Source organism: Sphingobium agrisoli, from assembly GCF_041877245.1.
Taxonomy (GTDB): domain Bacteria; phylum Pseudomonadota; class Alphaproteobacteria; order Sphingomonadales; family Sphingomonadaceae; genus Sphingobium.
Genome location: NZ_JBHDJI010000010.1, coordinates 100,938 through 127,597 on the forward strand (window position 1 = coordinate 100,938; position 26,660 = coordinate 127,597).

Annotated in this window: 21 protein-coding genes; 11 read left to right on the forward strand and 10 right to left on the reverse strand. The window is 66.2% G+C overall.

Annotation, left to right across the window (positions count from 1 at the left end; translation table 11 throughout):
• Window positions 1–72 precede the first annotated feature (72 nt).
• The 6 genes from ACETPF_RS15985 to ACETPF_RS16010 all read left to right on the forward strand — a co-directional run bounded on the left by ACETPF_RS15985 (window position 73) and on the right by ACETPF_RS16010 (window position 7,430).
• Window positions 73–522, forward strand: coding sequence for a DUF3576 domain-containing protein (locus tag ACETPF_RS15985; protein WP_373935544.1), 450 nt, complete (start codon window positions 73–75; stop codon window positions 520–522).
• 99 nt (window positions 523–621) lie between these two features.
• Complete coding sequence (gene leuS, locus ACETPF_RS15990; protein ID WP_373935545.1) at window positions 622–3,165, forward strand: leucine--tRNA ligase; 2,544 nt, start codon at window positions 622–624, stop codon at window positions 3,163–3,165.
• A gap of 122 nt (window positions 3,166–3,287) precedes the next feature.
• The gene (gene lptE / locus ACETPF_RS15995; protein WP_373935546.1) at window positions 3,288–3,785 is read left to right on the forward strand and encodes an LPS assembly lipoprotein LptE; all 498 of its coding nucleotides are present in this window, start codon (window positions 3,288–3,290) and stop codon (window positions 3,783–3,785) included.
• On the forward strand, window positions 3,782–4,810 hold the full coding sequence (holA, locus tag ACETPF_RS16000) for a DNA polymerase III subunit delta (protein WP_373935547.1): 1,029 nt from the start codon (window positions 3,782–3,784) through the stop codon (window positions 4,808–4,810). The genes lptE and holA overlap by 4 nt, the downstream gene beginning before the upstream one ends.
• Before the next feature lie 31 nt (window positions 4,811–4,841).
• Entirely contained in the window at window positions 4,842–5,246 is a 405-nt protein-coding gene (gene msrB / locus ACETPF_RS16005; protein ID WP_373935548.1) for a peptide-methionine (R)-S-oxide reductase MsrB, read from the forward strand.
• Between the two features lie 102 nt (window positions 5,247–5,348).
• Window positions 5,349–7,430: a transglycosylase domain-containing protein gene (locus ACETPF_RS16010; protein ID WP_373935549.1), complete on the forward strand. Its 2,082-nt coding sequence runs from the start codon at window positions 5,349–5,351 to the stop codon at window positions 7,428–7,430.
• Between the two features lie 75 nt (window positions 7,431–7,505).
• Here the strand turns inward: ACETPF_RS16010 and ACETPF_RS16015 are convergent, their stop codons facing one another.
• The 5 genes from ACETPF_RS16015 to ACETPF_RS16035 all read right to left on the reverse strand — a co-directional run bounded on the left by ACETPF_RS16015 (window position 7,506) and on the right by ACETPF_RS16035 (window position 17,256).
• The gene (locus ACETPF_RS16015) at window positions 7,506–9,554 is read right to left on the reverse strand and encodes a glycoside hydrolase family 97 protein (protein WP_373935550.1); all 2,049 of its coding nucleotides are present in this window, start codon (window positions 9,552–9,554) and stop codon (window positions 7,506–7,508) included.
• 2 nt (window positions 9,555–9,556) lie between these two features.
• On the reverse strand, window positions 9,557–11,161 hold the full coding sequence (locus ACETPF_RS16020) for an alpha-amylase family glycosyl hydrolase (RefSeq protein WP_373935551.1): 1,605 nt from the start codon (window positions 11,159–11,161) through the stop codon (window positions 9,557–9,559).
• Window positions 11,162–11,170: 9 nt separating this feature from the next.
• Window positions 11,171–12,982: an alpha-amylase family glycosyl hydrolase gene (locus tag ACETPF_RS16025; protein ID WP_373935552.1), complete on the reverse strand. Its 1,812-nt coding sequence runs from the start codon at window positions 12,980–12,982 to the stop codon at window positions 11,171–11,173.
• The gene (locus ACETPF_RS16030; RefSeq protein WP_373935553.1) at window positions 12,975–14,489 is read right to left on the reverse strand and encodes a tryptophan halogenase family protein; all 1,515 of its coding nucleotides are present in this window, start codon (window positions 14,487–14,489) and stop codon (window positions 12,975–12,977) included. The genes ACETPF_RS16025 and ACETPF_RS16030 overlap by 8 nt, the downstream gene beginning before the upstream one ends.
• 67 nt (window positions 14,490–14,556) lie before the next feature.
• Window positions 14,557–17,256, reverse strand: coding sequence for a TonB-dependent receptor (locus ACETPF_RS16035; protein WP_373935554.1), 2,700 nt, complete (start codon window positions 17,254–17,256; stop codon window positions 14,557–14,559).
• Window positions 17,257–17,539: 283 nt separating this feature from the next.
• Between ACETPF_RS16035 and ACETPF_RS16040 the strand changes: the two genes are divergently transcribed.
• On the forward strand, window positions 17,540–18,574 hold the full coding sequence (locus ACETPF_RS16040) for a LacI family DNA-binding transcriptional regulator (protein WP_373935555.1): 1,035 nt from the start codon (window positions 17,540–17,542) through the stop codon (window positions 18,572–18,574).
• Window positions 18,575–18,583: 9 nt separating this feature from the next.
• On the opposite strand, the gene ACETPF_RS16045 is transcribed toward ACETPF_RS16040, so the two are convergent.
• Window positions 18,584–19,402 carry a helix-turn-helix transcriptional regulator gene (locus ACETPF_RS16045; RefSeq protein WP_373935556.1) on the reverse strand — a complete coding sequence of 273 codons (819 nt, stop codon included), beginning with the start codon at window positions 19,400–19,402 and terminating at the stop codon, window positions 18,584–18,586.
• A gap of 252 nt (window positions 19,403–19,654) precedes the next feature.
• Here ACETPF_RS16045 and ACETPF_RS16050 point away from each other — a divergent pair, with 252 nt between their 5' ends.
• Together ACETPF_RS16050 and ACETPF_RS16055 are read left to right on the forward strand one after the other, a co-directional pair.
• Entirely contained in the window at window positions 19,655–20,740 is a 1,086-nt protein-coding gene (locus tag ACETPF_RS16050; RefSeq protein WP_373935557.1) for an acyl-CoA dehydrogenase family protein, read from the forward strand.
• Window positions 20,741–20,765: 25 nt separating this feature from the next.
• Window positions 20,766–21,170 (forward strand): Rieske (2Fe-2S) protein, encoded by a 405-nt coding sequence (locus tag ACETPF_RS16055; protein WP_373935558.1) that lies wholly within the window; start codon window positions 20,766–20,768, stop codon window positions 21,168–21,170.
• Here ACETPF_RS16055 and ACETPF_RS16060 read toward each other — a convergent pair.
• Window positions 21,163–21,924 (reverse strand): ThuA domain-containing protein, encoded by a 762-nt coding sequence (locus ACETPF_RS16060; protein WP_373935559.1) that lies wholly within the window; start codon window positions 21,922–21,924, stop codon window positions 21,163–21,165. The genes ACETPF_RS16055 and ACETPF_RS16060 overlap by 8 nt on opposite strands.
• A gap of 11 nt (window positions 21,925–21,935) precedes the next feature.
• Window positions 21,936–22,697 (reverse strand): SDR family NAD(P)-dependent oxidoreductase, encoded by a 762-nt coding sequence (locus ACETPF_RS16065; RefSeq protein ID WP_373935560.1) that lies wholly within the window; start codon window positions 22,695–22,697, stop codon window positions 21,936–21,938.
• Window positions 22,698–22,857: 160 nt separating this feature from the next.
• Between ACETPF_RS16065 and ACETPF_RS16070 the strand changes: the two genes are divergently transcribed.
• A complete protein-coding gene (locus ACETPF_RS16070) occupies window positions 22,858–24,375 on the forward strand; it encodes a fatty acid--CoA ligase (protein WP_373935561.1) in 1,518 nt (505 codons plus the stop codon).
• Window positions 24,376–24,447: 72 nt separating this feature from the next.
• Window positions 24,448–24,870: a nuclear transport factor 2 family protein gene (locus ACETPF_RS16075; protein WP_373935562.1), complete on the forward strand. Its 423-nt coding sequence runs from the start codon at window positions 24,448–24,450 to the stop codon at window positions 24,868–24,870.
• Window positions 24,871–24,978: 108 nt separating this feature from the next.
• Here ACETPF_RS16075 and ACETPF_RS16080 read toward each other — a convergent pair whose 3' ends face one another.
• Window positions 24,979–25,764, reverse strand: coding sequence for an SDR family NAD(P)-dependent oxidoreductase (locus tag ACETPF_RS16080; RefSeq protein WP_373935563.1), 786 nt, complete (start codon window positions 25,762–25,764; stop codon window positions 24,979–24,981).
• A 14-nt stretch (window positions 25,765–25,778) separates the two neighbouring features.
• A complete protein-coding gene (locus ACETPF_RS16085; protein WP_373935564.1) occupies window positions 25,779–26,585 on the reverse strand; it encodes an SDR family NAD(P)-dependent oxidoreductase in 807 nt (268 codons plus the stop codon).
• Window positions 26,586–26,660 lie beyond the last annotated feature (75 nt).

Here is a 26,660-nt window from a genome sequence, read left to right on the forward strand (position 1 = left end):
CCCCTTGCCCCGCGCCGCGCGGTCACTATAGAAGCGGGCAGTTTTTCGTCTTTTCAAGCTAGGACATGCCTGATGGTCCGCCGCCTTCCCGCCTCTGCAACCGCCGGCCTGCTGCTGGCCGCGCTCCTGCCGCTCGCCGCCTGCGGGGGCGGGTCGAAGGACCGGCCGAAGGCGGACCTCGCCGCGTCGAAGGTGACGACGATCGGGGTGAACGCCTATCTGTGGCGCGCCAGCCTCGACACCTTGTCCTTCATGCCGATGGTGCAAACCGATTCGAACGGCGGCGTGATCGTGACCGACTGGTATGCCAATCCCAACACGCCGGGCGAGCGGATGAAGGTCACCGTGTCGATCCTGGACCAGGATCTGCGCGCCGACGCGCTGCGCGTCGCGGCGAGCCGGCAGGTGAACCAGAACGGCCAGTGGGTCGATGCACCGGTCGCGGCCGCGACGGTCCAGAAGCTGGAAGAGATCATCCTCACCAAGGCCCGCGACCTGCGCCGCATGGCGATCGCGGGCTGAGCAAGCCCCTCTGGGCGGGCGATTGCCGCCTGCTGACTTAAACCATCGGGGCTGGGCTGAACACAAGGCCCAGCCCGATTGCATTTACAAGGATTGGACATGCAAAGGCGCTTCAACCCGCTTGAGGCCGACGCCCGCTGGCAGGCGACCTGGGACGAGCGGCAGAGCTTCAGGGCCGACGACGCGTCGCCCAAGCCGCGCTCCTATGTGCTGGAAATGTTCCCCTATCCCTCGGGGCGCATCCATATCGGCCATGTCCGCAATTACTCGATGGGCGACGTGCTAGCGCGATTCCGCCGGATGACCGGGCATGAGGTGCTGCACCCAATGGGGTGGGACGCCTTCGGCATGCCGGCGGAAAATGCAGCGATGGAAAAGAAGGTGCATCCGGGCACTTGGACCCGATCCAACATCGCTAACATGCGCGCGCAGCTCAAGAAGCTGGGCTTCGCGATCGACTGGTCCAGAGAACTCGCCACCTGCGAGCCGGACTATTATGGCCATGAGCAGGCTCTGTTCCTTGACATGCTGGCGGCGGGCCTCGTCTATCGCAAGGAGAGCGCGGTCAACTGGGATCCGGTCGACATGACCGTGCTGGCGAACGAGCAGGTGATCGACGGGCGAGGCTGGCGATCGGGTGCGCTGGTCGAGAAGCGCAAGCTCAGCCAATGGTTCCTCAAGATCACCGCCTTCGCCGACGATCTGCTGGAAGGGCTGAAGACGCTGGATCAGTGGCCCGACAAGGTGCGGACCATGCAGGAGAACTGGATCGGCAGGTCCGTCGGCCTGCAATTCCGGTTCGACTTCGCGCCCTTCCCGGAGCGCGAGGCGCTCGAAGGGTTGGACGCGGGCGCGGGGATCGCGGTCTATTCGACCCGGCCCGACACCATCTTTGGCGCCAGCTTCGTCGCGATCGCGGCGGACCATCCGGTCGCGCAGGCGGTGGCGGCGAACGATGCCGACGCCGCCGCCTTCATCGAAAAGTGCAAGGAAGGCGGCACCACCGCGGCCGAGCTGGAGACGGCGGAAAAGCTGGGTTTCGACACCGGCCTGTCGGTCACGCACCCGTTCGATCCCGATTGGCAACTGCCGGTCTTCATCGCCAATTTCGTGCTGATGGACTATGGCACGGGCGCGGTGATGGGGGTGCCCGCGCACGACCAGCGCGACCTCGACTTCGCGCGCAAATATATGCTGCCCGTCGAGCGCGTCGTCGCGGCGGAGGGCGAGGCGGGCAAGCCGATCCACGACGAAGCCTATACCGGGCCGGGGCGCCTCGTAAACTCGCGCTTTCTGGACGGGATGAGCGTCGAGGAGGCCAAGGCCGCCGTCATCGCGCGCGCGCAGAGCGAAGGCTGGGGCGAGGGCAAGACCGTGTTCCGCCTGCGCGACTGGGGCGTGTCGCGCCAGCGTTACTGGGGCACGCCGATCCCGGTCATCCACTGCGAGGGTTGTGGCGTGGTGCCGGTGCCCAAGGCGCAGCTGCCGGTGGTGCTGCCCGAAGATGTCAGCTTCGACATTCCGGGCAATCCGCTCGATCGCCACCCGACGTGGAAGCATGTCGACTGCCCGCAGTGCGGCAAGCCGGCGGTGCGCGAGACCGATACGCTCGACACCTTCGCCGATTCGAGCTGGTATTTCATCCGCTTCGCCAGCCAGCCATCGGACAAGCCATTCGACCGCGCGACCGTCGAGCAATGGCTGCCGGTCGGCCAATATATCGGCGGCGTGGAACATGCGATCCTGCACCTGCTCTACGCCCGCTTCTGGACCCGCGCGCTCCAGCATATGGGGCAGCTAGGTTTTGCCGAGCCGTTCACCGGCTTGTTCACCCAGGGCATGGTGACGCACGAGACGTACAAGGCGGGCGACGGCAGCTGGCTCTCGCCCGGTGAAGTGAAGAAGTCGGGCGACGACTACACCCACATCGAAAGCGGCGCGCCGGTGACGGTCGGCCGCGTCGAGAAAATGTCCAAGTCCAAGAAGAATGTCGTCGATCCCGACGACATCATCGCCCAATATGGCGCGGACGCGGTGCGCTGGTTCATGCTGTCCGACAGCCCGCCCGAGCGTGACCTGCCGTGGACCGAGGCAGGGATTGAGGGCAGCTGGCGCTTCGTCAACCGCGTGTGGCGGCTGTTCGGCGAGGCCGATGCGCGCGCGGAAGGGCAGGACAAGGCGCTGGACCGCAAGCTGCATCAGACCATTGATGGCGTTGCGAAGGACATCGAAGCGCTGGGCTTCAACAAGGCCGTCGCCAAGATCTACGAGCTGGTGAACGCGATCGAGAAGGCGAAGCCCTCCGCGTCGCGCACCGCCACGATCCGCGCGTTGGCGCTGCTGGTCGCGCCGATGACGCCGCATCTGGCCGAGGAAGGCTGGGCCGAGATGGGTGGCGAAGGGTTGATCGCCGACGCGGCATGGCCGGCGGTCGATCCGGCGCTGCTGGTCGAGGATGAGGTCACCATCGCCTGCCAGGTGATGGGCAAGCTGCGCGACACCATCACCGTGGCGAAAGGGACGTCGAAGGAGGAGTTGGAACGGCTCGCCATCGCCGCGCCCAATGTCGCGCGAATCCTTGATGGGGCGTCGCCGAAGAAGGTGATCGTGGTGCCCGATCGGCTGGTCAATCTGGTGATCTGAACCGTCTGCCGTGCTCCTGCGAAAAGCAGGAGCCCAGGGTCGATCGGGCGGCCCTCCATCCTGGGCTCCGGCTTTCGCCGGAGCACGGTTTAAATCGGCGTGGACAATGCTAAGGAGGGTCCATGAAGCGCGCCCTCCCCCTCATCGCTCTCGCCACCCTCACCGCCTGCGGGCTGCGGCCGGTCTATGGCGGGGGAAGCCATGGCGCGGTGGCAAGCGCGCTGGGCAGCGTCGAGGTCGCGCCGATCGAGGGCAAGGCGGGATGGCTGGTCCGCAATGCGCTTAATGACCGGCTGGCGGCGATGGGGGCGGGCGATGCGCCCCGCTATAGGCTGGTGGTGAAGCTGGACGACGATATCGCCGGCTTCGGCCTGCGGTCCGACGCCGCCATCACCCGCGAGCGGCGGACGCTGCGCGCCCGCTACCAGCTGGTCGATGCCGCGACCGGCGCGCAGATATTGGACGACACCGCCGGGTCGGACGCGGGCATCGACGTCACCTCCAGCGAATATGCGACGATCGCGGCCGAGGATACAGCGCTCGAACGGTTGTCCCAGCGGGTCGCCGACCAGATCGTCACCCGCCTCGCCCTTCATTCGCGCAAGGCGGCCAATCCTTGAAGGCCAATCGCGGCCAGATGGAAAGGGCGCTCGACGCGCCGCCTGCCGACGTCCGCTTCTTCCTGCTCTACGGGCCCGACGAGGCCGGCAGCAGCGCGCTCGCCCGGAGGCTGGAGCGGGCGATGGGGCCGCAGGCGGAGCGGATCGACCTCGACAATGCGACGCTGAAGGACGATCCCGCCCGGCTGGCGGACGAGGCGGCGTCCTTCTCCATGTTCGGCGACAGGCGCTGGGTTCGGGTGAGCGGGATGGGCGACGAGTCCGCCCCTGCCCTCGCCGCTTTGTTAGAGGCGGAGGCGGCGGGCAATCCGGTGATCGCAGTCGCAGGCGCGCTCAAGCCCACGTCCAAGCTGCTGAAGCTGGCGCTGGACCACAAGGGCGCGCTGGCGCTCATATCCTATCAGCCCGACGCGCGGGAGGCGGAGCAGATCGCCATCGGCATCGCCCGCGAAGGGGGCTTGCGCCTTCCCACCGAACTGGCGCGGCGGATCGTTGATCTCGCCAATGGCGACCGGGCGTTGATGGCGGGCGAGGTGGAGAAGCTGATCCTCTATCTCGACGCCGCGCCCGAACGCCCGCGCGAGGCGAGCGCCGAGGCGCTGGATGCGCTGGCCGCCGACAATCCCGATACCGAGACAGGACCGCTGGTGAACGCCGTGCTGGGCGGCGACCTCAAGTCCATGCACAAGGAATTGCTGCGCCTTTCCGAAACCGGCGCGGCGATGGCCTCGGTCATCCGCCCGCTGCTCAACCGCGCGATGCTGATCGCCACGATCCGCGCCGAAGCAGGTGACGGCGGCCGGGCGGAGGCAGCCGTGGAGGCCGCGGGCAAGGCGGTGTTCTGGAAGGAGAAGGGCGCGGTGACGCGGCAGGTGCGTCAGTGGGATTCGCCCGGCATCGCCCGCGTCGTCCAGCGACTGCTCGACGCCGAGCGCGCGACCCGGTCCGGCCGGGGCACAGGCGACCTGATGGTGCGGCAGGAGTTGCTGACCATTGCCCGGCAGGCGGCGCGGGAGCGGGCTTGATCGCGCGTGCCGCCACGACCATATTGCGGCCATGGACAAGCTCAATCTTTCGCAAGCCGAATGGCGCGACCGCCTTTCGCCCGAACAATATCATGTGCTGCGCGAAGCGGGCACCGAGCGCGCCTTCACCGGCAAATATAATGCCAACAAGGCCGATGGCGTCTATTATTGCGCCGGCTGCGGCGCGGAGCTGTTCGACGCGGAAGAGAAATATGACAGCGGGTCGGGCTGGCCCAGCTTCACCGCGCCGGTCGATATCGACGCGGTCGAGGAGATACGCGACGCCAGCCATGGCATGATCCGCACCGAAGTGCGCTGCGCCAAGTGCGAGGGGCATCTGGGCCATGTCTTTCCGGACGGGCCGGGGGTCAATGGCCTGCGCTACTGCATGAACAGCGCCAGCCTGGACTTCAAACCGCGCGGCGAAGCCGAATAACGGCGGTTCATCCTGCGTAAAGCGCCGATCGTCATGAAGACGCCTGCCGCCAGCATTTGCACTGGCGAGTGCGGGGATTAGGCCCTATTCGGGGCGGCACAGATGGCAGGATCAGGCAAGAGCAGGGCGGCGCGCACGGGCGTCAAGAAATGGCTGGTGCGCGGGGTCAAGATCGGCCTGGCGGCGGCGGTCGCTGGCCTCTTGGCCATAGTGATCGCGGTGGTGATCGCGATGCAGTCGCTGCCAAGCTATGACAGCCTGAAATCCTCGCCCAACGGCCAGATGATCCGCGTCCATGCCGCCGATGGCAGCGTGATCGTGTCGTTGGGGCCGAGCTTCGGCCAATGGCTGCACTATGAGCAGATCCCGCAGGTCATGGTCGACGCCATGATCTCGACCGAGGACAAGCGTTTTTACCTTCACCCCGGTGTCGATCCGGTCGGCCTGGCGCGCGCCGCCTGGGTCGCGGTGGAGCGGCGCGGGTCGGGCCGGCGCTGGCAGGGCGCGTCGACCATCACCCAGCAAGTGACGCGCAATATCTTCCTCAACAACAGCTACAGTTTCGGCCGCAAGGTGCGCGAGATGGTGCTGGCGCTCGCCATGGAGCGCAAATTCTCCAAGCGGCAGATATTGGAACTGTATCTCAACAAGGTCTATTTCGGCGGCGGCGCTTATGGCATCGATGCCGCCAGCCGCAAATTCTTCGGCCATCCCGCGACCCGCCTCAGCCTACCTGAAGCGGCGATCATCGCGGGGCTGGTGAAAGCCCCGTCCAGCTATAGCCCCACCGCCGACGCCGACGCGGCGATCGGGCGCGCGGGCGTCGTGCTGGACCTGATGGAAGAGAATGAGACGATCTCCGCGTCGGAACGCGCCGGTGCCGACCTTGCCAACGTCAAAATGGCCCCCGAGCCGCCGCAAAACAGCGTCCGCTACTTCACCGACTGGGCGTTGCCGCAGCTCGACGTGCTGATCGACGAGCCGAACGAGCCGCTGGAGGTCTATACCACGATCGACCTGGGCATGCAGAATGCCGCGACCGCCGCGATCAAGGCCAATGTGCCCGCCGGCACGCAGGGCGCGCTGGTCAGCCTGGATCGCGACGGCGCCGTGCGGGCGATGGTCGGCGGCCTCGATTATGTGACCTCCAACTATAATCGCGCCACGACCGCGACGCGCCAGCCGGGATCGGCCTGGAAGATCTTCGTCTATATGGCGGCGCTGGAGGCGGGCTATACCCCCGACACCAGCGTGACCGACGAGCCGGTGACGATCAACGGGTGGAGCCCGCGCAACAGCAACGGGCGCTTTTCGGGCACGATCGACGTCCGCACCGCCTTCGCCTATTCGATCAACACGGTGGCGGCGAAGCTGGGCGTAGAGGTTGGGTTCCCGACCGTGGCGGACATGGCGCGGCGGTTCGGGGTGACGACGCCGATCAACACCCACCCCTCGATGGTGCTGGGCACATCGGACGTGCGCCTGATCGACATGACCCGCGCCTTCGCCTCGATCGCGCGCAAGGGGATCGCGGTAACGCCCTATGGCATTACCAAGGTGACGACGGCCGACGGTCGGCTGCTTTATAACCATGAGGACGATACCAGCCGCGTGCTGGTCGCGCCATGGGTGGCGGCGGGCATGACCGATCTCATGCAGACGGCGGTCAGCACCGGCACCGGCCGCGCGGCGCAGATCGGGCGCCCGGTCGCCGGCAAGACCGGCACCACCAGCAGCAACAAGGATGGCTGGTTCCTGGGCTTTTCCAGCGGGATCACGACCGGCGTGTGGATGGGCCGGGACGATGCGCGCGCGGTGGGCGTGCTCCAGGGCGGTCGCGCCCCGGCCCGCGCCTTTGCCGCTTACATGAAGGTGGCGACGGCAAAGCGTCCGGTCGAGCAGTTCGAGACCGAAGTGACCTTGCCCGAATGGCAACTGGAGCCGGACGAAGAAGCCTATTATGGCGCGCCGGACAATGGCGCGGACCCCGGCATGATGGTGGACGAGAACGGCCTGCCGATTGAGCGCCGCCGGCCCGAGGAGGCAGGATCGGAGGACGACCCGCAGATGGAGGTCGATCCCGAGGATCGGCCGCAACCGCCCAAGCTGGACCAGCAGTGGATCGACAATGTGCTAGGGCGCCAGCGGCAACAGCCTCCACCCAGGTCTGCGCCAAACCCCTGACGGTTGCGCGACACTCGCCGCATGTCGGGCGTTCTGGAAGGCAGTCCTTACCCCGAAGTCGGGAAGCCGGGCGCCCTACTTCGCCTCGACCACCCGCATCGCCGCCCCGCCTCCCGGCGCAAGCCACAGGTCATACCGGTCGCCCTTGCTGACGGTGCGTGTCTCATAGGCGATCTTGTGCCGCGCCTCGGTCAGATAGGTCGCGCCGTCGCCATCCTTGTAGATCGTCGCGGTATAGCTCTTCCCCGGCTCCAGGAAATCGAAGCTGAGCGGCACCGTCCGCGCCGTCGCGTCATTGACCCCGCCGACATACCAGTTCGCGCTGTTGCGATCCTTTCGCGCGAATATCGCATAGTCGCCGACTTCGCCCGCGATCAGATGGCTTTCGCTCCAGTCCGCCGGCACCTTGGCGATGAAGTCCAGTTCCCTGGGATATTTCGCCAGCGTCTCGACAAAGTCGGCCGCCATCTGGATCGGCGAATAGATGGCGAGGTACAGCCCCAGCTGCTTCGCCAGGGTCGAGGCGAGCGGCGCATGTTCCGCCCCCTCCAGGCTCAGCACGCCGGGCGTGAAGTCCATCGGCCCCGACAGCATCCGCGTATAGACCAGGGTCGGCTCATGGTCCGGCCCGTTGGCGAAGGCGCCCCAGGCGTTATACTCCATACCCCGCGCCCCTTCGCGCGCGACCCAGTTGGGGTAGGTGCGGCGCAGGCCCGTATCCTTGACCGGCTCATGGGCGTTGACCGCGACATGATATTTGGCGGCGGTCTCGACGACCTTCAGATGATGCTGCACCTGCCGCTGCCCGTCATGCCATTCCATCCGGGTCGTCCCCGGCGCGTCAGCGGGCGCGATGATCCCGCCCATGTCCGCGACATAGCCGGTCTTGACGACATCCACGCCGAGCCCGCCATAGAGCTTCATCGCGTCATCGAGTTGCGCCTCGTAATTGGCGATGTTGCCGCCGGTCTCATGATGGCCGATCAGGTGGACGCCCTTCTTCTTCGCATAGGCGGCCAGCCCCGGCAGATCGAAATCGGGCGTCGACTGCGTGAAGCTGAACGCATCGCCATGTCCGAACCATTCGCCGTTCCAGCCCTTGTCCCACCCTTCCACCAGCACGCCCCGGAACCCGTGCCTGGCCGCGAAATCGATATATTGCTTCGTCCGCCGGGTCGTCGCGCCATGCTTGGGCCCCTCGGCCCAGCTCCAGTCGCCCCGGATCATCCCCCACCAGATGCCGATATATTTGGCGGGCTTGAACCAGCTGACATCGCCCAGCTTGTTGGGTTCGTTGAGGTTCAGCTCCAGGTCGTTCTCCACCAGCCCCGCCGCGCTGTCGGCGATGCGGATCGCGCGCCATGGCGTGTTGAACGGCAGGTCGCGGGTCACCCGCGCGCCCTGCGACGAAGGCGACAGCGTCGTGCGGAAGGTCTGGCCCGACGCCCGCTTCAGCCAATAGGCCGAATAGTCGACCAGCGCGGCTTCGTGGAAGCTCAGATGCGTGCCGTCCTCCAGCCGCATCGTGATCGGCGTATGTGCGGTCGACACGGCGTCGATCGGCGTTGCCTGATAGACCTGCTCGTACCGGTTCCATTCGCCGCCGGGAATCCACCAGGCTGTGCCCTTGGGCGCGATGTCGAACTCGGTCGACTCGTCCGCGATCTTCATCGTTTTGATGCCGGGCTGCTCGGGCAGCTCGTAGCGGAAGCCGACGCCATCATCGAATAGCCGGAACCGCACGTTCATCAGCCGCGCGCCCTGCACGTCCGACTGTTTGAAGCGCACCAGCAGCTCATTGTGATTGTCCGTCACATAGCGCCGCTCGCCCCAGGGCTGCTCCCATGTCTGCTTGTCCGACCGCTTCTCCGATCCCGTCATCGAGAAGCCGCGGACCATGTTGAGCCCGTCGGTCAGGATGAAGCCCAGCTTCGACGGCGCGATCAGCAGCTTGCCCTTGCGCGAGAGCGACCAGGTTGGCCGGCTGTCATTGTCGGTCGAAACGGTCAGCACGATGCTGCCATCGGGCGAAGCCGCCGTGACCGAGGGCCGCGCTTCCTGCGCCAGAACCGGCGTCACCAGCAGGAAAGGGACCGCCAGAGCGGCCTTGAACATCGTCGTCATCGTCATTCCTCGATCATCAGCGCGCCATAGGCGGGCAGGGCGCCGGGCGCGGCACCATTCACCGCAGCGAGCACATGGTTGGTGGCGGCGATCTCGGCCGGCCAGTCCGCCGCCTGTGCCGACAGATTGAACAGGCAGAGCAGCGACTGGCCCTCGACATGCCGGCGGAACAGCAGCCGCTGATCGTCGGCGATCAGCACGTCCAGCGCGCCATGCCTGAGCGGCGGATTATCCTTTCGCAGCGCCAGCATCGCGCGGGTGTGATGCAGCAGCGAGCCTGTATCCGCTTCCTGCGAGTCCACCGCCCGTGCGCGGTTCTCTTCGCCCACCGGCAACCATGGCTCCACGCTGGAAAAGCCCGCCTGCGGCGCATCCGCTTCCCAGGGCAGCGGGGTGCGCGCCCCGTCGCGCGACAGGGTCAGCGGCCAGTTGGCGATGGCTTCGGGATCTTGCAGCTTGTCGAAGGGGATATCGACCTGGGTGATCCCCAGTTCCTCGCCCTGATAGAGGATGGCGTTGCCGCGCAGCGCAATGAGCAGCATCGCCTTCATCCGCCCGAACGCTGCCCGGTCCTGCGGCGCGCACCAGCGCGACAGCGCACGCGGCGCGTCATGATTCTCGAACGCCCAGCTCGGCCATCCCATGCCCGGCTCATCGGGCCAGCGCTCCACCGTGTCCTTGACCAGCGCCGGGGTGAGCGCGTCGGCGTAGAGGAAGTTGAAGCCATAGGCGCTGTTGAGATGCGTGTCGCCCGCCGTATAGGCCTTCATCTCCGCTTCCGCGAGGGCGCCCCCCACCTCCGCCACCGTGAAGATCGCGCCATATTCGTCGCACAAGCGGCGGATGCGCGCGACGAAATCGGTGACGCCTTCATGGCTCTGACTGTATTTCTTGATCTGGAAATCGAACGGCCGGGTCCGCAGCTTGCCATCGGCCGGCGCGGGCGGATTGTCGCGCAGCAGCGGGTCGTGCATCGAATGGTTGAGCGCGTCGAGCCGGAAGCCGTCCACCCCCCGATCGAGCCAGAAACGCATCGCGCCGAGCAGCGCGTCCTGAACAGCCGAATTATGCACATTGAGCTGCGGCTGACTGCTCAAGAACTGGTGCATATAATATTGCCCGCGCCGCGCGTCCCAGGTCCAGGCCGGGCCGCCGAACACGGATTGCCAGTTATTGGGCGGCGTGCCGTCCGGCTTGGGATCGGCCCAGACATACCAGTCCGCCTTGTCACCGCCCCGCCCCGCCCGGCTTTTTGCGAACCAGTCGTGCAGGTCGGATGTATGGGCATAGACTTGGTCGATCGTGACCTTGAGGCCCAGATCATGCGCCCGCGCAACCAGCGCCTCGAAATCGCCAAGCGTGCCGAAGATCGGATCGACGTCGCAATAATCGGCGATGTCATAGCCGAAATCGCGCATGGGGGAGGTGAAGAAGGGCGAAATCCAGATCGCGTCGACGCCCAGCTTCGCGACATGCTCCAGCCGCTGGGTGATGCCGGCAAGGTCGCCGATCCCATCGCCATTGCTGTCGCAGAAACTGCGCGGATAAATCTGGTAGATGACCGCGCCCTTCCACCAGGGCAGGTCGGCGTGAACGGAAAGCGTCATGGTCTGGGATCAGTCCTTGGCGGCGCAGACGGCATAGCCGAACGCCGGGAGGGTAAGGGCGATGCTGCCGGGCGCAACCGGCGCTTCTGGGCAGGGGCCGGCGAGGGCGGTGAACCCGCCGCTCGCCGGATCGACCGCAATATGGCCCGACAGCGGAGCGGCCGATGTGTTGAAGGCGACCACGACCTCGCGGCCCGTGTCGGGATCGATCCGCGACACGGCGAACAGGCCCGGTTTTTCCGAACTCGCCCGCAGGACAGTCGCGCCGCGCGACAAGGCAGGCGTTTCGCGCCGGATCTTGGAAAGCTTGGCGATCTCGCGATAAAGCGGATGGCCAGCCTCGAAATTGTCGCGCGCCGTCGTCGCCGCCGTCCCGATCAGCGTGTCATCATTGTACTCCGCGACTTTCGACGCGAACATGTCCTGCCGGGCCTGCTGGTCATTGCCCTTGCCGGCAAAGCCCTGTTCGTCGCCATAATAGAGCGTCGGCACGCCGCGTAGCGTCAGCAGCATCGCGTGGCCCAGCATGTCCCGCGCCAGCGCCTCGGCATCGCTCATCGCGGGGTTCTGCTGCCGCAGGAACCAGCCGAAGCGCCCCGCGTCATGATTGCCAAGGAAGGTCGGCAGTTGCAGCGCCGCCGCCTTGCCGCCTTCGTAAAGGGCGTCATCCTCGACCATCCGCGCCAGCATCTCGGTGCCCGTCTTGCCGCTCGCCGCGTCCACCGCCGCGCGCATGAAGGCGAAGTCCAGCACGGCCGGGAACGCCGCGCTCCGCGTCCAGCTCGCCAGCAGCGCCGGGTCATAGTCGCCGGTCGCCACTTCGCCGAAGACATGGAAATTGGGAATGCCCTTTGCCGCCGCATGGGCGCGGATCGCGGGGATGAAGGCGCGCCAGAATTCCGCGTTCACATGCCGCGCGGTATCGATCCGGTATCCATCGATGCCGAAGCGGTCGATCCAGCCCTTGTAGATATCGATGAAGCCAGCCACCACGCGCGGGTCTTCGGTCGCCAGATCGTCGAGCCCGACAAAGTCGCCATATTGCGAACTCTCGCCCTTCCAGTCGGTATCGCCGCGATTGTGATAATAGATCGGATCGTTGAGCCAGGCGGGCACCTTCACCCGCGCCTCGCCCTTGGGCACGACGGGCGTATAGGCAAAGGCCGGATCGGTCAGTTTCGCCCAGTTGGCGGCGCTGGCATTATGATCGCCGGCAAAGCCCGCATTGATCGCCCCGCCTTTCACCCCGCCCTTGCGCGACCAGGGATACTCGGCCTTGCTGCGATAGGGTGCGGCGCTGGTCGGGCTTTCCGCATATTGGATCACATCGGCGGTATGGTTGGCGATGATGTCCATATAGACTTTCATGCCCCGCGCATGGGCGGCGTCGACCAGCGCCTTGAAGTCGGCATCGGTGCCGAAATGCGGATCGACGCGCGTGAAATCGGTCACCCAATAGCCATGATAGCCCGAACTTTCCTGGCCCTTCCCACCCTGCACCGGCTTGTTCTTGAAAATGGGCGCCAGCCAGATGGCGGTCGCGCCCAGCTCCTGAATATAATCGAGCTTCGCCGTCAGCCCCTTCAGGTCGCCGCCGTGATAGAAGCCGCGCGACGCGGGATCATAGCCCGTCGCCAGCCGATCGCCCTTGAGGCCGCCCCGGTCATTCGTGGGAGCGCCATTGGCGAAGCGGTCGGGCAGCACGAAATAGACGATTTCCTGTTCGGGCGTCCTCGCCCGCAGGTCGCCGAGCGTGTCGGCGGTGGCGGGCGTCGTCGCCATCATCATCGCCCCTGTCATCAGGGCGGCCAATTTACGCATGAACAGGCTCCTTGGGGTGCAATCGCGCCAGCAGATCGGCGTGCGGCGGCATGTGGCGGACCTCGCTGGTCGCCGCCTTGTGAACCGTGTCGAGAAAGGCGGCGAGCTGCCGCTCGTCCAGTTGCTCGGCCAGTGGATGCCACCCATCGGGCAGGATATTCTGGCCGACCATCACCTGCACCCACCCCGGCACGTCGAACAGTTCATCGCCCTCGCGGATGATCCGCCCATGCGCGCGGAACAGCGCGATCCGCTGCGCCAGCCGCTCGGACAGATCCATCTGCCGCAGCCGGTCCCAGAACGGCTCGCCCGCCCTTCCGTTGGCGGCATAGTGCAGGATCACGAAATCGCGGATTCGCTCGATCTCGAAGGCGGTCAGTCGGTTATAGGTGTTCCGGTCCGCCGCCGCGATCCTGCCCTCCGGCAGCAGGTCTAACAATCGGCTGATCCCGGTCTGGATGAGGTGGATGCTGGTCGATTCGAGGGGCTCGATGAAACCCGACGACAGGCCGATGGCGACCACATTATGCCGCCACGCCTCGCGCCGTCGCCCGGCCGTGAAACGGATCGTGCGCGGTTCGGCCATCGGTTCGCCGTCCAGCCCCGCCAGCAGCATCGCCGTCGCTTCGTCTTCGCTCATATAAGCGGAGCAAAAGACATGGCCGTTGCCGGTGCGATGCTGGAGCGGGATGCGCCAGCGCCACCCGGCGCGGCTGGCGATCGCGCGCGTGTAGGGCACCGGCCCCTCGACTCGCGCGCTGGGCACCGCGACCGCCCGGTCGCAGGCCAGCCATTCGCTCCAATCCTCATATCCCGCGCCCAGCGCATCGGCGATCAGCAGCCCGCGCATCCCCGAACAGTCGACGAACAGCGCGCCCTCGACCGACCCGCCGTCCGCCAGCCTGATCGCGCGGACATCGCCGCTCTCGCCGTCGCGCCGCACCTCCACGATCCGCCCCTCGCGCCGCACGACCCCGCGCGCCTCTGCATAGGCGCGCAGATGGCGGGCATAGAGGGTCGCGTCGAAATGATAGGCATAGGGCATGGGCGGCAGCGCGCTGCCAGGCGCGCGCTCGACCGGCGCGAAGCGACCGGCTTCGCACGCCGCGACGTTCAGCACATAATCGCCGATCGGCCGCGCCAGCCCCAGCGCCCGCCCGCGCAACCAATATTGGTGGAAGGGCAGCAGCCCCAGGCTCCGCCCGACCAGGCCAAAGCCGTGGATATAGCGTTCGTCGAACCCGCCCCAGCCTTCAAAGGCGATGCCCAGCTTGTAGCTGCCCTGCGTCGCGCGCAGGAAATCGGCTTCGTCGATGCCGAGCGACTGGTTGAACAGGCGGATCGCGGGGATGGTCGCCTCGCCGACGCCGATCGTGCCGATCTCGTCCGATTCGACCAGCGTCACCCGCCAGCCGCGCGGCAGGAAGCGGGCGAGCGCCGCCGCCGTCATCCAGCCGGCCGTGCCCCCGCCGGCGATCACGATGGTGCGCGCGGCCGTTCCATCCATGGGATGATCCCCCTTGCGAAGATATGCCCCGGCGGCGCGACCTGTGCCGCCGGAACCACTCTACATATCAGAAGCGGTAGTTGAAGCCCGCCATGAAGCGGCGGCCATAGCTTTGATAGTTGCGGATCTGGAGCGGCGCGCCCGGATCGATCGACACGAACGGTTCGTCGGTCAGGTTCTGCCCCTGGAGGAACAGCGACACGCCTTCGAGCGCGCTGCCCTTCTGGAACTCATAGCCGATCTGGCCGTCGACGATGGTCTCGCTCAAGGCCCGGCGCAATTCCCGCTCGCCGCCGAAGCCGACGAACTGGCCGACGAAGGAGGAACGGTAGCGGACCGATCCGCGTGCGGAGAAGCCCCATTTCTCGAAGAAGAGCGTACCGTTTGCGACCCAGCGCGAATAATCGGGCAAGTCCTCCGCATCGGCGCCCACGCCGGGGCGGATGCTCGTCTTGGTATAGCCGACACCGCCGGTCAGGCCGAACCCGTCGAGCGCGGGCGTCACCACCTCGAACGGCACCGTGCCTGCAAGTTCAAAGCCATAGAGCTTACCGCCATTGCCGTTGACCGGCCGGGTGATCGTGCCGCGCAGGTCGGTCACGCCCGGCGGCACCACCACCGGCAGGCCGTTATAATCGAACGGCACCGTCTCGCGATAGACGTAGCTTTGCAGCTTCTTGTAGAACATCTGGAGGCCCAAATACCCCTTGGTTCCGAAATATTTCTCGATATTGAAGTCCGCCGCCCAGGCGCGATAAGGCCGCAGATAGGGGTTGCCGCCGGTGCCGGTCACGATGCCGCTCGCGGTGTTGAACCCGTAATCCAGGCTCACCTTCATGTCCTCGAAGCGCGGCCGCTGGATTTCGCGCGCCGCCGCCAGCCGGACGACGAGGTCACTCGGCAGGCGCAGCGACAGGTTCATGCTGGGCAAGATATCCCAATAATCGTCGCCCCGGGTGGTTGGCACCAGCGATGCGGCGGCCAGATTGACGAATCCGCGCGACTTTTGCTCGGTATTCTGCGCCAGCACGCCGATATTGCCGGTGAGTTCCGACGCACCGACCGCGGTCTTGATGTCCGCCATCAGATAGGCCGACATGACCCGCTCGGTCACGGCATAGGCTTTGGCGGGCACGTCCTTGCTGGGGTTGAGCGTCTTTACATAAACCCCGTCCGCCAGCAGCTTGAACGGATCGTAGGACAGGATGGGGCCAGCGCCGATGAAGCTCAGATCCGTCGCGCCCATGCGATATTCCTGCGGCACCGCCAGCTGGCGCGCGCCGCCCGCCAGGTTCAGGAAATATTCGTCAGGGGTCTTGGCCTTGGTGCGGTCGGTATAGCCCAGACCCGCCGAAATCTTTGAGAAGAAGCCCCCTTCCAGCTCCTTGCCGACTTCGATCTGATAGCTTTTCAGCTCATCGTCGATGATGCGGTCGTTATAATAGCCTTCCTGATGGCCGAGCGGCGCGCCGCCGCCCCAGCCCAGCGGATCGGTCAGCACGATCTTGTTGACGTCCGAATAGTCGAGCTGGTGGCTGGTGAAGCGCGTACCCTTCTTGCCGCTGACGAAGGTCAGCGTGTCGGTCGCGCCCACGCCGCCGCCGGGGCCGGTGCCGGCATTGGTCTCCAGCGACAATTCGCTGCGGTCGGTGCGCGAATAGCCGAAGTCGAAGCTCGCCGACCAGCCGTCGTCGCCGATATATTTGGCGTTGAACCCGCCGGAGAAGATGGTGGAGGTGCGCTCATAGCCATGGTTGTTCACCACCGCCTCGACATTGGAGAAGGTGCCGCCCTTGATGAAGTCGCCATCGGTCTCAAGCCCCGTCGGCGACAGCTGCGCGCCCGACCAGAAGAGCGGGAATTCGATCCCGCGCTTGATCTGCTTGTCCTTGAAATCACCATAGAAGCCGTCGAAGGTCAGCATCAGCGTGTCGCTGGCGCGATATTGCACCGCGCCCTGGATGCCCAGACGCTTGAGCTGGGTCGACACGCCGAACGGCTTCATGCCGCCGATCACCTTGTCGCCGTTCGGCCCGTCGGCATAGCCCCAGGCCTCGAACTCCTCGCTCTGATAGGGTTCGTCGCTATAGGCGACCGACAGCGCGACACCGATCGTATCCCCGCCGAACTGGTCGACATAGGTGCCGGTCAGCCGATAACCCTTGTCTTTGCTGTCGGCATTGACCTTGCCGAGGTCGGCATAGACGCCGCGCGCGCCCAGCGCGACCAGCCGCTTGCCATAGTCGAGCGGGCGGATGGTGCGGATGTCGACCGTGCCGACCAGCCCCTGGTGGATGAGGTTCGCCTGCGGCGTCTTGTACACGTCGACCCGGTTGACGACTTCGGCCGGATATTGGTCGAACTCGACATTGCGCTGCTCGCCGGTGGAGGTCTGCGGCCGGCCGTTGAGCGTGGTGGAGGACAGGTCGGCGCTCGCGCCGCGGATCGCGATGGAATTGGCGCGGCCGAACAGCCGCTGCGATGTGAGGCCGGGCAGGCGGGCGATGGATTCGCCGATCGACGCATCGGGCAGCTTGCCGATATCCTCGGCCGACACCGATTCCACGATCGTCTGCGCATTCTTCTTGACGTTGACCGCGCTCTCCAGCGCGGCGCGGAAGCCCGTGACGACGATCGTGTCGGCCGGCTCGTCCTGCGGCGCGGCGGTGCTCGCCTGCGGCGCCTGCTGAGCGGTCGCCGGCGCGGCGATCGCGATGGCAAGCAGGGATGCGCCCAGCCACGGAGCGCGCGCGATATGGTTAGCCACTGTAAGATCCTCTCCCCTATGACATCGGCACAGCCCTCTTGGCCGATGCGGATACCCTGGTTCCGCAGGCGCGACCGTGCAGTGTCGCTGTCCTGCGGAGATTTCGTCATAGGCCCGTCCGGCCGTCAGCGGCCATACGGCATACGTATGCGCGGTTTATGCAACACGCCGCTGTGGCCGCAGCGTCACGATCCTGTCTGGCCGAAAGGACGCAATTGCCAAGGTTTCCGCGCTGCCCTATCGTCGTTGCGGCGTGACAAGCGCGCCTTTTTGGAGCGGAGCCATGGGGCGGCAGCCCAGCAGCAAGCCGACCAGTTTCGACATCGCCTATCTCGCCGGCGTGTCGCAGCCGACCGTCAGCCGCGCGCTGCGCGGATCGCGCTCGGTCAGCCTCGAAACCCGCGAGCGGATCGAGGCGATCGCGCGCGAACTCAATTATTCGGTCGACAAGAACGCCTCATCGCTCCGTTCGCAGCGGTCGAACACGATCGCTCTGCTCTTCTTTGAAGACCCGACCCCGGACGAATCGAACATCAACCCCTTCTTCCTCGCGATGCTGGGTTCGATCACCCGCCAATGCGGCGCGCGCGGGCTGGACCTGCTCATCTCCTTCCAGAAGATGGAGGATGACTGGCATGTCCGCTACCAGGACAGCCATCGCGCCGATGGCCTGATCTTGCTCGGCTATGGCGACTATACGCTCTATGAGCGGCGGCTCACCGATCTGGTCGGCCACGGCACTCATTTCGTGCGCTGGGGATCGGTGGGGGACGATACGATCGGGCCGACCGTGGGCTCCGACAATGTGGGGGCGGGGCGGCTGGCCGGCGAACATCTGCTGGGCCTGGGGCGGCGGCGCATCGCCTTCCTCGGCCATGCCGATGGCCATTACCCCGAATTCGCCGATCGCTTCGCGGGGTTTTGCCAGGCGCTGGCGGCGCACGGCCTCTCGCCTGATCCCAAGCTTCAGGTCGACGCGCTGACCGCCGAGGAGGCGGGTCAGGCCGCCGCCCAGACGTTGATCGCGCGCGGCGTTCCGTTCGACGCCATCTTCGCCGCCAGCGACCTCATCGCCATCGGCGCAATGCGCGCGCTCGCGCAGGCTGGTCTGCGCGTCCCCGAAGATGTGGCGATCATCGGCTTCGACGATATTCCCGCCGCCAGCCTGACCAGCCCGCCGCTCTCCACGCTGATGCAGGACTTGAAGGGCGCAGGCCGGTTACTGGTCGATACGCTGGTCGCGCAGATCGAAGGGCTGCCGGTGCCGCCCTCCACCCTGCCCGCGCGGCTCGTCATCCGCGCCAGCACGGCGGCCTGAAAAGAGCCGCTATCCGGCCGCGCTATGCTGGCCGCAGGACGCGGAGACCGCGACACTGCCGAGGTAGCCGAGCTGCGTCGCCTTGAACACGGTCTGGCTGCGATTGACCGCCTCCAGCTTCATCGCGGCATTGTGGATGTGGAACCGCACCGTCGCGCAACTGCGCGCCAGGATCATCGCGATCTCGACATCGGTCTTGCCGAGCGCCGCCCAGCGCAGGCATTCGACCTCGCGCTTCGACAGGCGGCAATTGCGCGGAATCCAGTGCCGCTCGCTCGCCACCCGCGAATAGCCGGTGATGAAGCGCCGCGCCTGATATTCCAGCACATCGGCATAGAGGTCAAACTCGCGCGATAGATCGTCGCTGCGGTCGTCGATCAGCGAGAAGCTGACCACCCCGATCTGGCCGAAGGGCAGGTGCACCGGCACGACGATCACCGCCTTGGCGTTCACCTCGTCGCGGAAATGCGACAGGTCGATCTGGTCCAGCAGCGGGTTGGGCGCGCGGGTATGGATGCCCTTGGCATTCACCCAGAAGGGTTCGCTTTCATAACGGCAGGCAAAGGTCAGCGGCGAACTCAGCGCCAGCAACGGCTTCTTCCACCACTGGTCCTTCGATCCGGGCCAGCCGAACACGGCGGAGGCCAGCGCATGGCCCTGCGCGTCCATCATCGGCGATTTGGAGGCGATGTTGGCACAGGCGGCGACCTGGAAATTGCCGATCTCCTTTGCAAGATCGCGCAACGCCTCCGCGGCCGGCCGCACGTCTTCGATCGACGCGATGCAGATGGTGCCCTGCCTGCTTGACCGGAAATCGACCGGGCTCATGCTCTCTGGGTCGAAACGATCCGTGCAGGCGACGAATGAGTCGTCTGTTCTCTCCATAGACGGAAAGCTACGCCTCTCCAGATGCTTAGACAAGTGTTCAAAAACCTGTGACTAGTGAGAGGTTTTTGGCGGCCATCGCCCCGATCCTATCGGAAAGCGCAGTCGGCCTGCCCGCCGTCATGATGCTTTAACCGGCCGCCGGGGCGCGACGCTTTTGCGCCACCGGCGTGGGAGAGCAGGGGTCAGGCCGCCGTGAACTTCGATTTGAATGACGAGCAGCTGATGCTCCGCGATCTGGTCGACCGCTTCGTCGCCGATCATTATGATGCCGCCCGCCGCCTCGCCTATGTCGCCCAGCCATTTGGTTTCGCGCCGGCGAACTGGCGGACGCTTGCCGACACTGGGTTGCTCGCGCTCCCCTTCGCCGAGGATATGGGCGGGCTTGGCGGCGGCGCGGCGGAGCTGATCACCGTGGCGGAAATCATGGGACGCGGTGTCGCGACCGAACCGCTGCTCTCCGTCATCCTGCTCGCAGCGTCGCTCATCGATCGATCGGGCGACGTCGCCGCGCGAGAAGCCATCCTGCCCGGCGTCATCGCCGGCACCCGCTTTCCCGCTCTCGCCCATATGGAACGTAGCGGCCGCTACCTGCCCGTCAGCCTCGCGACGCGGTTTCAGGACGGCACGCTCAGCGGCCAGAAGATCGCGGTACTGGGCGGCGGCTTCGCCGACCTGCTGCTGGTCACGGCCCGCGACGACAATGGGCATGATCAGGTCTTCACCGTCGATCCGGCTGGCCCCGGAGTCGCCCGCGCCGACTATCGGCTGGTCGACGGGTCGGTCGCGAGCGACATCGTCTTCACCGCCGCACCCGCGACTTTGCTCGCCGGCGGCGCGGCGGCGCTGGACGCGGTGCTCGATCAGGCCCGGCTCGCCATCGCCGCCGAACTGGTCGGCCTCATGACCCACATGTTCGACGCCACGCTCGACTATGTGAAGACGCGGCAGCAATTCGGCCAGCCGATCGGCCGCTTTCAGGCGATCCAGCATCGGCTGGCGGACTGCTACGCGCTGCTCGAACTCAGCCGCTCGCAGCTCTACCGCGCCGCCGCCCAGCCGCCGCCGCAGGCACGCGCCGCGATCCTGGGCGCGAAAGCCTATATCAGCGCCAGTGCGATCCATATTGCCGAGGAAGCGGTGCAACTCCATGGCGGCATCGGCACGACCGAGGAATTGATGGTTGGGCAGGCGTTCAAGCGGGTCATGCTCCTCACCCGCCTGCTCGGCGACGCCGATCATGACCTGCGCGCCTATGCCGCGCTCAGCCGCGCCGCATGACCCCCTTGCGCCGCATCCCGCCCGCATGGCAGACGCTCACACCCATGCAGGAGCGGAGATAGACATGGCCGGGACTTTCCACCGCGTCGCCAGGGCGGACGAAATTGAGGGCCTCGGCCCCCACCCCTTCATCGTGCATGGCTGGCCGGTGGTGCTGGTCCGGGACGAAGGCCGGCTGCACGCGCTCATCAACCGCTGCACGCACCAGGCCGCCGCGCTCGCGCCCGATGGCCGGGTGCGGCGCGGCGCGATCATGTGTCCGCTCCACGGCGCGCGCTTCAAGCTCGACAGCGGCGAATGCCTCGGCGGCGCGGGCTATGCGCCGCTGATCCGCTTCGACGTGCGGGAGGATGCCGATGGCTGGGTCGAAGTCGCCGTGCCCGACGAAGCGCCGGGCGCGGAGCATCTGCCGGTCGGGCCGCTCAGCTGACGGGCTTCTCCTTCGCCCATTCGATTCCCCGCCGCAGCAACTCGCGGAACACCGGCAAATCCCACGCGCAGCGATCCACCTGCGGCCACCAGTCCAGGAAAGGCTGCATGTCATAATGCCCCCGGCAATGGCCGAGCGTGTTGTAGAGGACCGCGCCCGCGCCCTGCGCCTTGATATACAGCACCGGATGCCGGTCCTGCGCCCATTCATGTTCGTCGAACCCGGTCGCCTGGCCCTGAAATTCCGTGTCCAGCAGCACATGCAGGTCGCCATGCCGCTCCATCAGATAGAGTTCGTCCTTCGTCTCGAACGGCGCGATTCCCTGTGTTAGCGGATGGTCGCGATCGGCCACCTCCACCTTGTAGGGCGCGATCGGCGGATGGGCGATGAACTGCGTGCCCAGCGTCTCCATCAGCAGCGGCGCCCAGCGCGGCGCGCCGTACAGGCCATTGTCGAACAGGCGCAACACGCTGTTGGTGCCATGGAGCGCATACCAGCGCCCGCCGCCCCGCACCCAATCGCGCAGCGCCTCCTGCACCTCCAGCGGCGGCGTCACGTCGCAGGTGTAGGTGATCAGGAAATCGGCCTGCCGGATGGCGTCCAGATTGCCATAATCCTCGAACACCCGCGTCCGCACGCGAGGGTCTTGCGCCAGCAGCGTCAGCAATTCCAGCCGGGCAAAGTCGAAATCATGATACAGCCCGCCCGCGATCAGGACGCAGTTGAGCCGGGGCGGATGCGCGTCCTCGCTCATGCCCGCCTCCGTCAAAACTGGACGCGCTTGGTCAGGCCGCCGTCCACGACCAGGCTCGCGCCGGTCATGAAGCGGCAGGCGGGCGACGCGACGAAGGCGATCGCCTTGCCGATCTCCTCGCCGCTGCACATTCGCCCCGTCGGGATCTGCGCCAATATGCCGTCGTGGAACTCGGTCATATTCGCCTTGATATAGGCCCATGGCCCGTCGTCGGTATAGACAGGGCCCGGGATCACGCAATTGACGCGAATGCCCTCCGCCGCATGTTTCTGCGCCAGTGCGCTACTGTAGTTGATCACGGCCGCCTTCAGCGCATTGTAGGGCTGCGGCCCCATGAACTCCTCCACCGCGCCGGTGGACGAAATGGTGACGATCGACCCAGCGTCGGACTTCTGCAAATGCGGCAGGGCGGCACGCACCCCGCGCGAGAGCGGCAAGATGTCGGCGTTCATCACCGCCATCCAGCCTTCGTCGCTGTCCACGCCCAAATTGGTAGATACGAAAGATATGAAGATGTCGCACCCGCCCAGAGCGTCGGCGGCCGCGTCGATGAAGGCGGGCAACGCTTCCGCGTCGCTTGCGTCGACCGCCTGGCCGAAGGCATCGACGCCCAAGCCGCGCACCGTCTCCACCACCCGGTCGACCTTCTCCTGGGTCCGGCCGCACAGCGCGATGGCGCATCCTTCCTGCGCCAGGATTTCGGCAGTGTGACGACCGACGCTCGCATTGGCGCCGATCAGGATCGCCTTCCTGCCCTTCAAGCCCAGATCCATGTCGCTCTCCCTCGTGCGGATTCTTGGGGATGCAACATAAAGCGCCACGCACGCTGCGGCACTGTCGATTTCGCCAGTCTCCGCCACCCAACCAATTTGACAGGGCACAAGCGCCGCGCCCCACGCTATGATGGCGCAGGATAACGGAGGATGACCGCGCATGAAGAGGATCGGCGACTATCTGCGCGATCATGCCGCAAACCGGGGCGACGCGATCGCGCTGTCGTTCGAGGATCGTGAAACGACCTTCGCGCAGCTCGACCGCCGCGCCAGCCAGGTCGCCAACGGATTGCGCGCTGCCGGTCTGGCCCCCGGCAGCCGGGTCGCCTATCTCGGGCGCAACCGCGACCTTTATTTCGAGTATTGGATGGGCGCGATCCGCGCCGGCATGGTGATGGTGCCGATCAACTGGCGGCTGGCTCCGCCGGAAATTGCCTATGTTCTCGCCGACTGCCGCCCCGCATTCCTTGTCGCCGATCCCGATTTCGCCGCCCGCCTCGAATCAGTCCCGGACTGCCCGCTGCTGCTGACCGAAGGCGAAGGCGCGCTCTTCGCCGACTGGTGCGACGCGCAAGACGATGCCGATCCGCACGCCGACGCCGGACGCAACGATGTCGTGCTGCAACTGTACACCTCGGGCACCACGGGCCATCCCAAGGGCGCGATGCTCACCAACCGCAGCCTGCTCGCGCTGCGCGACAGCGCGCCGCCCGAAGCGCTGCCCGCTTGGTATCGTTGGAGCGGGGAGGACGTCGCGCTCGTCGCCATGCCCATCTTCCACATCAGCGGGTCGGGCTGGGGACTCTGGTCGCTCCAGCATGGGGCGAAAGCGATCGTCGTGCGCGAATTCGATCCGCAGCAACTGCTCGACCTGCTCGTGCGCCACCGCATCACCAAGCTGATGATCGTGCCCACCGCGCTCCGCATCGTCTGCGATCATCCCGGCGCGGCGGAGGCCGATTTCAGCTTTCTGCGCTATATCTGCTACGGCGGATCGCCGATGCCGACCGATCTGCTGCGGCAGGCGATCGCCATCTTCGGCTGCGGCTTCGCGCAGATGTACGGCATGACCGAGACGGCGGGCACCATCACTGGCCTTCCGCCGGAGGACCATGACGTCGACGGCAACGAAAGGATGGGCAGCGTCGGCCTGCCGTTACCCGGCGTCGAGGTCCGCATCCTCGATGCGCAGGGAAACGACGTGCCGCGTGGCCAAGTCGGCGAAATCGCCATCCGCTCGCCCGCCAACATGGCCGGCTACTTCAACCGCGCGCAAGCCACGGCGGAGACGATCGACGCCGACGGATGGCTCCGCACCGGCGACGCCGGCCGGATCGACGCGGACGGCTATCTCTATCTCGCCGACCGGATCAAGGACATGATCATCACCGGCGGCGAGAATGTCTATCCCGCCGAAGTCGAGAACGCGCTGTTCAGCCATCCCCAGGTCCAGGACGTCGCCGTGATCGGAGTGCCCGATCCCAAATGGGGGGAGGCGGTCCGGGCGATCGTCGTGCCGGTCGCAGGTACGCAGCCCGATCCCGCCGACATCATCGCCTGGGCGCGCGCGCGCGTCGCCGCCTACAAGGCGCCCAAGTCGGTGCTGTTCACCGACAGCCTGCCCCGCAACCCCTCAGGCAAAATTCTGCGTCGCCTGCTGCGCGAGCGCTCAACCTGAGATTTTCAAGAGTAGGGGTCGCGACCGAACCGGCATAGCCTTGCTTGCAACAAAGCAGATCAGGAGAGACGCATGAGCCGCAACTATAGCGGGCCGCTCGAAGACCGCATCGCCATCCGCGAACTGATGGAAAGCTATGTCGACGCGGTGAACCGGGTCGATCGCGATCTCATGACCAGCCTCTGGGCGCAGGACAGCCACTGGGATCTTTCCCACTATCCGCAACTGGGCGTGGTTTCCGGCCGCGACGCGATCATGGACTTATGGGCCAGCGCCATGCCCGCCTACCCCGAACTTTCCTTCGTCGCCATGCCCGGCATGATCCGGGTCGACGGCGACACGGCCGTCGCCCGCACCTATTTCTCCGAAGTCTATACCGACCCCGAAACCGGCAAGGATAAGCGCGCGCGGGCCTGCTACAATGACCGACTGGTGAAGCGGGACGGAGAATGGCTGTTCGCCGAGCGCGTCTTCACCATCCTCCACCAGACCTGATCCGGCCCGGCGAAATTTGCCGGCATCCTCTCTCCATATCGGATGCCGCCAAGCGGAAGGGCTGGACCGTCCGGACGATCCAGCCCTTCTTGCGTCAGGTAAAGCGGCTCAGCGCGCCGTCATCCCGCCATCGATCACCAGTTCCGATCCGGTCATGAAACTCGCCGCCGGGCTGGCAAGGAAGGCGATCCCCTCGGCGATCTCCGCCGGCCGCCCCATCCGGCCCACCGCATGGCCGGCCGACACCGCCGCGCGCGCCGCATCCATGTCCGCGAACAGCCCTTCATCGACATAGCGGGCGAAAATCGTGTCCATCATGTCGGTCTCGATCCCGCCGGGATGCACCGAATTGACCCGGATGGGCAGTTTGAGCGCGGCGAACTCCAGCGCCGCCGACTTGCTGAACAGCTTCACCGCCCCCTTGCTCGCGCAATAGGTCGACATCATCGCCGCGCCGCGCAGTCCGCCCACCGACGACAGGTTGATGATCGATGATCCCCCCTCGCGCCCCTCACCGGACCGCGCCAGCAGCGACTGCGCCGCGCGCGTGCCCAAAAACACGCCCTCCACGTTGATCGCGAAGCATTTGCGAAACTCGGCCAGGCTGGTCGCCGCGACGCTGTTGGTCACGCTGATCCCGGCATTGTTCACCAATATGTCGAGCCGCCCGAATTCCCGCTCGGCCCGCGCGATCGCATCCGCCCACGCCGCTTCGCTCGTCACGTCGAGCGGCGCATAGGCCACCGCCCCATCGACCTGCGCGTCCACGCCGATGTCGGTGGCGATCACCCGCGCTCCCGCCTCTGCCAATGCCGCCACGGTCGCTCGTCCGATCCCGCCGGTCGCACCAGTCACCAACGCCACCGTGCCCTGAAGGTCCGTCTTTGCCGTCATGTCTTCGCTCTCCCTCAGCGCGCGGTCCAGCCGCCATCGACCACGACTTCGCTGCCCGTCATGTAGCTGGCGTCGTCGCTCGCCAGGAAGGCGACGACCTTGCCAATCTCCACCGGCTGGGCCAGCCGCTTGAACGGCGTGGTCTGCGCCATCGCCTCGATCATCGCGTCGGCCGTCGTGCCTTCGCGCGCGGCCCAATTCTCGAATCCTTTTCGCAGCAAGGGCGTTTCGACAAAACCGGGATGCACCGAATTGACGCGGATCGGCACGCCCGCGTCGGCGAACTCCAGCGCATTGGACTTGGTGAACAGCCGCACCCCGCCCTTGGACGCATTATAGGCGCTGACCTCGCCCATCCCGACCAGCCCCATGATCGAGCTGATATTGACGATGCTCGAGCCATAGGGGGTGGACGCCCCCGCTTTTGCCAGCAGCGGCTGGAACGTCTTGGTCCCCAGGAACACCGTGTCGAGATTGAGCGTGATGAGCCGCCGCCAGTCGGCCAGCGCCAGATCCTGCACCTTCCCGGTCAGGTCCGCGCCGACATTGTTCACCAATATGTCGAGCCGGCCGAAATCCTGCTCCACCTGCGCCCGCGCCGCGATCCAGGCGTCCTCGCTGGTGGCGTCGAGCCGGATATACTGGCTTGCCGCCCGCGCCGCCTCGCTGTCCGGCGCATCGAGGTCGGTCGCATAGACGACCGCCCCATCCGCCTCCAGGCAATCACAGATCGCCTTCCCGATGCCGCGCAACCCGCCGCTCACCAGCGCGATCCTGCCCTCCAGCCTGCCCGCCATGCCGCTCTCCCGCAATTTATCCATCCTCGCGTCTTGTCCACGCTTGGCCTTCGCCCGGCACCTGCTTCTTTTTGCAGGGTGACGTGCCCCGCGCCAGCC

What these genes read in the sequence shown, in the direction of transcription:
- ACETPF_RS16055 (WP_373935558.1), top strand. Translation starts at nt 20,766, where the DNA reads ATGGCAGACGCTCACACCCATGCAGGAGCGGAGATAGACATGGCCGGG.
- ACETPF_RS15985 (WP_373935544.1), top strand. Translation starts at nt 73, where the DNA reads ATGGTCCGCCGCCTTCCCGCCTCTGCAACCGCCGGCCTGCTGCTGGCC.
- ACETPF_RS16045 (WP_373935556.1), bottom strand. Translation starts at nt 19,402, where the DNA reads ATGAGCCCGGTCGATTTCCGGTCAAGCAGGCAGGGCACCATCTGCATC.
- lptE (WP_373935546.1), top strand. Translation starts at nt 3,288, where the DNA reads ATGAAGCGCGCCCTCCCCCTCATCGCTCTCGCCACCCTCACCGCCTGC.
- ACETPF_RS16075 (WP_373935562.1), top strand. Translation starts at nt 24,448, where the DNA reads ATGAGCCGCAACTATAGCGGGCCGCTCGAAGACCGCATCGCCATCCGC.
- msrB (WP_373935548.1), top strand. Translation starts at nt 4,842, where the DNA reads ATGGACAAGCTCAATCTTTCGCAAGCCGAATGGCGCGACCGCCTTTCG.
- ACETPF_RS16080 (WP_373935563.1), bottom strand. Translation starts at nt 25,764, where the DNA reads ATGACGGCAAAGACGGACCTTCAGGGCACGGTGGCGTTGGTGACTGGT.
- leuS (WP_373935545.1), top strand. Translation starts at nt 622, where the DNA reads ATGCAAAGGCGCTTCAACCCGCTTGAGGCCGACGCCCGCTGGCAGGCG.
- ACETPF_RS16025 (WP_373935552.1), bottom strand. Translation starts at nt 12,982, where the DNA reads ATGCGTAAATTGGCCGCCCTGATGACAGGGGCGATGATGATGGCGACG.
- ACETPF_RS16020 (WP_373935551.1), bottom strand. Translation starts at nt 11,161, where the DNA reads ATGACGCTTTCCGTTCACGCCGACCTGCCCTGGTGGAAGGGCGCGGTC.
- ACETPF_RS16010 (WP_373935549.1), top strand. Translation starts at nt 5,349, where the DNA reads ATGGCAGGATCAGGCAAGAGCAGGGCGGCGCGCACGGGCGTCAAGAAA.
- ACETPF_RS16085 (WP_373935564.1), bottom strand. Translation starts at nt 26,585, where the DNA reads ATGGATAAATTGCGGGAGAGCGGCATGGCGGGCAGGCTGGAGGGCAGG.
- ACETPF_RS16060 (WP_373935559.1), bottom strand. Translation starts at nt 21,924, where the DNA reads ATGAGCGAGGACGCGCATCCGCCCCGGCTCAACTGCGTCCTGATCGCG.
- ACETPF_RS16065 (WP_373935560.1), bottom strand. Translation starts at nt 22,697, where the DNA reads ATGGATCTGGGCTTGAAGGGCAGGAAGGCGATCCTGATCGGCGCCAAT.
- ACETPF_RS16015 (WP_373935550.1), bottom strand. Translation starts at nt 9,554, where the DNA reads ATGACGACGATGTTCAAGGCCGCTCTGGCGGTCCCTTTCCTGCTGGTG.
- ACETPF_RS16030 (WP_373935553.1), bottom strand. Translation starts at nt 14,489, where the DNA reads ATGGATGGAACGGCCGCGCGCACCATCGTGATCGCCGGCGGGGGCACG.
- ACETPF_RS16070 (WP_373935561.1), top strand. Translation starts at nt 22,858, where the DNA reads ATGAAGAGGATCGGCGACTATCTGCGCGATCATGCCGCAAACCGGGGC.
- ACETPF_RS16040 (WP_373935555.1), top strand. Translation starts at nt 17,540, where the DNA reads ATGGGGCGGCAGCCCAGCAGCAAGCCGACCAGTTTCGACATCGCCTAT.